At 70.0% G+C, this 6,511-nt stretch carries 5 protein-coding genes; 4 read left to right on the forward strand and 1 reads right to left on the reverse strand.

The genetic code is table 11. The features are described 5' to 3' along the window. The 4 genes from FL311_RS39650 to FL311_RS39665 form a co-directional block, all read left to right on the forward strand. A partial coding sequence (locus FL311_RS39650; RefSeq protein WP_228557393.1) for a DUF1592 domain-containing protein occupies positions 1-1,570 on the forward strand: 1,570 nt, incomplete at its 5' end. After that, positions 1,567-2,991, forward strand: coding sequence for a DUF1552 domain-containing protein (locus FL311_RS39655; protein ID WP_141332837.1), 1,425 nt, complete (start codon positions 1,567-1,569; stop codon positions 2,989-2,991). The genes FL311_RS39650 and FL311_RS39655, both read left to right, overlap by 4 nt. Before the next feature lie 123 nt (positions 2,992-3,114). Next, a complete protein-coding gene (locus tag FL311_RS39660) occupies positions 3,115-4,260 on the forward strand; it encodes an epoxide hydrolase family protein (RefSeq protein ID WP_141332838.1) in 1,146 nt (381 codons plus the stop codon). A 13-nt stretch (positions 4,261-4,273) separates the two neighbouring features. Further along, the gene (locus FL311_RS39665) at positions 4,274-4,966 is read left to right on the forward strand and encodes a YafY family protein (protein ID WP_141332839.1); all 693 of its coding nucleotides are present in this window, start codon (positions 4,274-4,276) and stop codon (positions 4,964-4,966) included. A gap of 108 nt (positions 4,967-5,074) precedes the next feature. On the opposite strand, the gene FL311_RS39670 is transcribed toward FL311_RS39665, so the two are convergent. Further along, positions 5,075-6,112: an AraC family transcriptional regulator gene (locus FL311_RS39670; protein ID WP_141332840.1), complete on the reverse strand. Its 1,038-nt coding sequence runs from the start codon at positions 6,110-6,112 to the stop codon at positions 5,075-5,077. Positions 6,113-6,511: the final 399 nt, after the last annotated feature.

A 6,511-nucleotide genomic window follows, 5' to 3' on the forward strand; every position in this document is an offset into this window, starting at 1 on the left:
CGCGCGGAAGGTGCCCGCCATCGAGAAGCCGGCCCCGTCCGTGCGGATGGCGCGCCTGACGCACGTGCAGTGGACCCACAGCGTGCAGGAGCTGCTCCGGCTGGACGCGCCGCCCACGACGCTGGCGGGCACCTTCCGCGCGGACCCCGCCCAGAGCGGCTTCCTCTTCGACAACGATGCGCGCTCCCTCTCCGTCGACGAGGCCCTCTGGGGCGCCTACCAGCGCGCCGCCGCGGAGCTCGCCGGCCAGGTGACGACGGACGCGGCGAAGCTCGCGCGCCTGGTGCCCGCGTCGACCGCCTCCGGTGAAGCGCGCGCCCGCGCCTTCGTGGAGTCCTTCGGCCTGCGCGCGCACCGGCGCCCGCTGACGCCCGATGAGGTGGAGAGCTACCTCGAGCTGTACCGCAAGGGGCCCCAGGCCTACGCGGACATGGCGGCCTTCGAGGGGGGCCTCCGGCTGGTCATCGAGGCCTTCCTCCAGTCGCCCCACTTCCTCTACCGCGTGGAGCGCAGCACCCAGGCCGTGCAGGACCGGGTGCCGCTCGACGACTACGAGGTGGCCTCGCGGCTGAGCTATGGCCTGTGGAACGCCATGCCGGACGACGCCCTGTTCGCCGCCGCGAGCGAGGGCACCCTGCACTCGCGCGAGGGCGTCGCCACCCAGGCCAGGCGCATGCTCCAGGACGCGCGCTCGAACAAGGTGGTGGAGGCCTTCCACCGCACCCTCTTCGACGTGCCCCGCTATGCCGCCATCCGGCCCTCGCTCACGCGCTATCCCCAGGTGACCGAGCGGCTCGGCGAGTACGCGGCCCGGGAGACGAGCCTCTTCGTCCAGGACGTCGTCTTCTCCCGCAAGGGCGGCTACAGCGACCTGCTCACCTCGCCATCCACCTTCGTCAACGACGAGCTGGCGCGCGTCTACGGGCTGAGCGGCGCGTTCACCGCGGACTTCGTCCCCGTGACGCTCGACTCGCGCGAGCGCAGGGGCGTGCTCACCCAGGTGGGCTTCCTGGCCTCGCACGCGACGTCGGTGGACCCGGACCCCATCCACCGCGGCGTCTTCGTCTCCGAGCGCATCATCTGCCGGAAGATTGGCGCGCCGCCGGCCAACATCCCGCCGCTCCCCGCCCCCCAGGGCCGCACCAATCGCGAGGTCGTCGCCTCGCACACCGAGGCGCCGGGGAGCGCGTGCGCCAGCTGCCACTCGCACCTCATCAACCCGCTCGGCTTCCCGTTCGAGAACTTCGACGCCATCGGCGGGTTCCGCACCACGGACAACGGGCATCCGGTGGACGCCAGCTCGACGCCCAACATCAACGGGGAGACGGTGCCGGTGCGCGACGCGCTGGACCTGGCGGACGCGCTCGCGGCCAATGAGTCGGTGCACGCGTGCTACGCGAAGCACTGGGTGGAGTACCTCCACGGGCGCCCGTCCGCCCACGAGGACGCGCCGCTGGTGGAGCGGCTCGGGAAGCTGTCGAAGGCGGGCAACCTGTCCATCGTCGACCTCGTGGTGGAGGTCGTCACCAGCGAGGGCTTCGTGAATCGCCACCCGGAGGAGCTGCCATGAAGCTGAGTCGCCGGATGGTGTTGAAGGGCCTGGGCGGGACGATGCTGAGCCTGCCGTTCCTCGAGGGGTTGATGCCGAGGACCGCCCTCGCGGCGGACCCGGTGGTGCGGCCGTACGCCATCTTCTTCCGACAGGCCAACGGCGTCGCCTCGGCCCAGACGACGTCGGAGCTGGGCGCGGAGCCGGAGCGCTTCTGGCCGCGCACCCTGGGGGCGCTCACCGCGGACAGCATGGCCGGGCGGGCCGTGGGCGTGCTCGAGGCCCACCGCGCGCACCTGCTGCTCGTGCGCAACGTCAACATGCGGGACTACAACTACGGGGACGGCCACGCCCGCGGCGCCATGCAGGGGCTGACCGCGCGAGGCCCCGTGGTGGAGGGCGCGGGCGGCGGCTCCGAGTCCGCGGGCGAGTCCATCGACCACCGCATCGGGCGCGAGCTCAACCCGCAGCAGCGTGACTCGCTCGTCTTCTACGCGGGCCGGCGGGGCGGCTGGCTCGGGGGGCCCTGCCTGTCCTACCGGAGCAGCAACGTGCGCCGGGCCGCGCTGCATGACCCGTGGAATGCGTACCAGACGATGATTGGCGGACCCGGGGGACTGACGCCCGAGGCTCGCGAGCAGCTCCTCGTCCGGCAGCGCAGCGTGAACGATTTGGTAAAGGCCCAGCTCCAGTCGCTCAAGCAGCGGCCCGAGCTGAGCGCGTCTGACCATGAGCGCGTGGACCTGCACCTGTCGAACGTCCGGGACCTGGAGGTCGCCCTGAGCTGCCGCATGCGCGCGGACCAGGAGCTCATCCTCCAGCAGCAGGCGCCCGGCTATGACAGCACGGACGGCACCGAGGTGCTCGCCACCGCCCGGCTGCACATGGACATCGCGGTGATGGCGATGGCGTGCGGCACCAATCGCGCGGCCGTCATCCAGGTGGGCAACGGCAACGATGGCGACACGCGCTACCGCCACCCGGACACGGGGCAGTTGATGGAGAACTTCCATTACGTGTCCCACCGGCGCACGTCCCACGACGCCAGCGGCGGCATCATCACGGGCTCGGACCTGCTGCACCACCACGTGGACGTGCAGTTCGCGAGCACCTTCAAGCACCTGCTGGACAAGCTGGCGGCCTACCAGATGCCGGACGGCAAGCGGCTCATCGAGCACGGCGTGTCGGTCTGGTACAACGATTTGGGCAACGGGCCGGCTCACTCGGCGCGCAACGTGCCGTTCGTGCTGGCGGGCAGCTGCAACGGCTTCCTCAAGCAGGGCGTCTACGTCGAGGCGTCGGGCGGCGGCAATCCCAACCATAACCGGATGCTGAACACGATTGGCTCCGCCGTGGGGTTGAGGAACGCGTCCGGCGGGAACCTGGACGACTTCGGCGACCCGGCGCTCACCAAGGGCGTGCTCTCCGAGCTCATCGCCTGAGGCGTTGATGGCGGCCTGCTCCCGTGCTTCGCGCTGGAGCAGGTCGTCGAGCGAGACCGTGGCGCTGGAGCAGGCGCACGCTGCTGACACACCCTGTCAGCACCCCTCGGGCACAACCTGGGGATGCACGCACCCCAGCGACGTACGACCCGCCCATTCACCCTCTCCATTTCCGACGCCGAGCTGGATGACCTCCGCGCGCGGCTGAAGGCCACCCGCTTCCCCGCGACAGTCGAAGGCGTCGGCTGGGACGATGGCACCGATGCCGAGCTGCTCCGGCGGTTCGTCATCCACTGGGCGGAGCGGTTCGACTGGCGCGCCGCCGAGCAGCGCCTCAACGCGGTTCCTCAATTCATCGAGGAGGTCGACGGCGAGCAGGTCCACTTCGTCCATGCACCGGGTCAGGGCGGGACGCGCGTCCCCATCGTCCTGGCAAATGGCTGGCCCTCGAACTTCGTCGAGTTCCTGCCACTCATCCCACTGCTCACCGCCGAGCGGGGCGGAGTGTCGTTCGACGTCATCATTCCCTCGCTGCAGGGCTTCGGCTTCTCGGGCCGGCCGACGAAGCGGGGAATGAACATGAGCCGCATGGGTCATCTCTGGGCGGAGCTGATGACCCGGCTGGGCTACGAGAAGTTCCTCGTGGCGTGCTCGGACCTGGGCTCCGGGGTCTGCTTCAGCCTGGTCCGCAACCACCCCGGCCGACTCCTGGGCGCGCACTACCTCAACGTCTTCTCGGGGTACCCGCGGCCCCAGGCGCCGACGCCCGAGGAGGTGGACTACTTCCGGCGCGTCGACCTGTGGACCGCCACGCAGAGCGCCTACGTCATGATTCACGGCACCAAGCCGCAGACGCTCGCCGTCGGCCTCAACGACTCACCCGCGGGCCTGGCGTCGTGGATCCTCGAGAAGTTCCACGGCTGCAGCCTGCTGCGGGACGGCCGCCTCGAGTCGGTCTACTCGCTCGACGACCTGTGCACCCTGCTCTCCGTCTACTGGTTCACCCAGACGATTGGCTCGTCGGTCCGGCTGTACAAGGAGGCCTTCGCCGACCAGGAGCTGCTGGCGCCGATGCCCCACCATGACGTGAAGCAGGGCGTCCTGGTGCCCGCCGACGTCGACAACCCCGCGCCGCGCGCCTGGGGCGAGCGGCACCTGCAGAACCTCGTCCACTGGACCGAGGCTCGGCTGGCCGGGCACTTCCCGGCGCTCGAGGCTCCGGAGCACTACGCGGCCGACCTCCGCGCGTTCCATGGCACCATCCGGTGAGCCCCAGGCGCGCATGGACAAGACCGAACGCCTCTTCGCAGTCATGGACGCACTTCGCCGGCACCGCCGCCCCGTCACCGCGGCGGCGCTGGCCGAGGAGCAGGGAGTGTCCCTGCGCACGCTCTATCGCGACGTGCGGACACTCATCGGTCTTGGCGCGCCCATCGTGGGCGAGGCGGGCGTGGGCTACATGCTGAAGCCGGGCTTCTTCCTGCCGCCGCTGATGTTCACGGCCGAGGAGCTGGAGGCGCTGGTGCTCGGCTCCCGCTGGGTCGAGGCCCAGCCGGATGCCGGCCTCGCCGGGGCGGCGCGCAATGCCCTGGCCAAGATCGCCACCGCCTCGCCCGAGGACTTGCGCGACCGGATGAACGACACCGGGCTCTGGCCCATCCTGATGCGCGGCGGGGCCGCGCCCGTCCCGGTGCTCGGCCTGGTGCGCCGGGCCATTCGCGAGGAGAAGGCGCTCCTCATCGTGTATGCCGACGAGAAGGGCCAGCCGAGCCAGCGCGACATCTGGCCCGTGCAGCTCGCGTTCCACGAGGGCAAACAGCTCGTCGCCGCCTGGTGCTGCCTGCGCCAGGCCTTCCGCCATTTCCGCGTCGACCGCATCACCGCGGCCTCGGCGACGGAGGCCCGCTACGGCCGTCCGCGGTCCACGCTGGCGCGGGAATGGCGGGAGGAATGGAAGCGGCTGTATCCCGATTGAGCGCGGCCACCTGCGTGAGGCGCGGTTCCTTGCGCGTCACCCGCTTTGGTGGCGCTCCCGCACTTCGTGTGGTTCCCCGGCCGGCCCAGCACGGCCCGTCGCGCGGTGTCACCGTAGCGCGATGCTCATCCGGTAGGCCTGGGGTGTCACGCCGTACCAGCGACGGAATGCCCGGAAGAAGGACGCCTGCTCGACGAAGCCGAGCAGGTATGCGACCTCGGCCAGCGTCAGCGCGGGCTGCTTCAGGTACCCTTCCGCCAGCGTCTTGCGCGTGTCGTCCAGCAACGCTTGGAAGCCGACTCCGAATTCGCTGAGTCGGCGCTGCAGCGTGCGCTCGCCGAGCCCCATGACCCGGGCGACCTGGCCCAGGGTCGGCGCGCCCTGCTGGAGGTGGTCACGAATGACGGCCTGTACCGAGACGAGCAGCTCTGGTGCCTCGTCTGGCCTTGGCAGGGCATCCTCGAGGACCCCGCGAAAATAGCCCTCCATCTCCGCGTCTGCCTTGCGCACGCCAAGGGCCAGGACCCCCGGATCCAAGACCAGCTCGGCGCGGGCAGCCCCCGTCGTCACGGCCGCGCCGAGTGTCTCCTCATAGAGCGCGCGCTCCCTCGCTGGCATCCGCGCCCGGCGGCTGTACATCGCCCGCACGGGGATGGGGGCGTCGCTCAGCAGGGAAAGCAGGCGGATGGCCACGAGCAGGGTGTAGTCGGAGATGAGCTCACTTCCGAGACTCGGGTCCTCTCGCTGCTCACGGATGTACAGACCGTCGTCTCGGAGCCCCGTCTCGTATGTCGCGGTGCGGTTGGTCAGCTTCTGGAATCGGGCATGACACGCCATGGCGACGCCGATGTTCGGCACGGTCTTGCATGCGAGGCCCACGACGCCGAGGCTCTTGACGTCATAGGCTCGAACCGCGGCGATGACGAACTCGGCATAGCGGGGCTTCGAGTACATCAGCTCCATGTGCTGGTAGGTCGACGCACCGCTGACCCGCGCGTCAGGCTCGAGCAACGCCTTCCGGCGCCAGCCAATCCGGTCGGCCAGCTCGTCCTCGGTGGCTCCGAACCGGAGCGACGCTTCGAACGCGGGCAGGACGTTGCACGCGGCGATGTCGCCCTCGGACAGTGGTTTGGCGGCCTGCGACATTGTTGGCGACTCCCAGGGTGCTGCACCATCTTCACATGAACCGGCGCTATTCGTTGCTCTTCGCTGTTTGCGGAGTCGTGGGCTGTGGGCACGCATCCATCACCCCCGTCCAGGCGGCGCGGCTGGCGACACCGGCCGCGAGCCACGGTGAGCTGATCTACGTCGGGACAGTGACGCCCGAAGGGAGCCCCACACCCGCGTTTCGCTACGAGCGGCGCGTCATCGAGCGTGCGAACGGTGAGCGCGTCTCGACGCACATCACGTTCGCGGATGGGTGTGGATCTGATCCTGAGCAGCGAGTGAGCAGACAAGCAGGGGGACCGCCGGGTGACTGATGGTCGATGGGAGGGGAGGTTGCTGGCGGGTTGAGCCACAGGAGGACATCCGACGATGCCGAAG

The sequence above is a fragment of the Myxococcus sp. AB025B genome (assembly GCF_006518215.1).
Lineage (GTDB): Bacteria > Myxococcota > Myxococcia > Myxococcales > Myxococcaceae > Myxococcus > Myxococcus fulvus.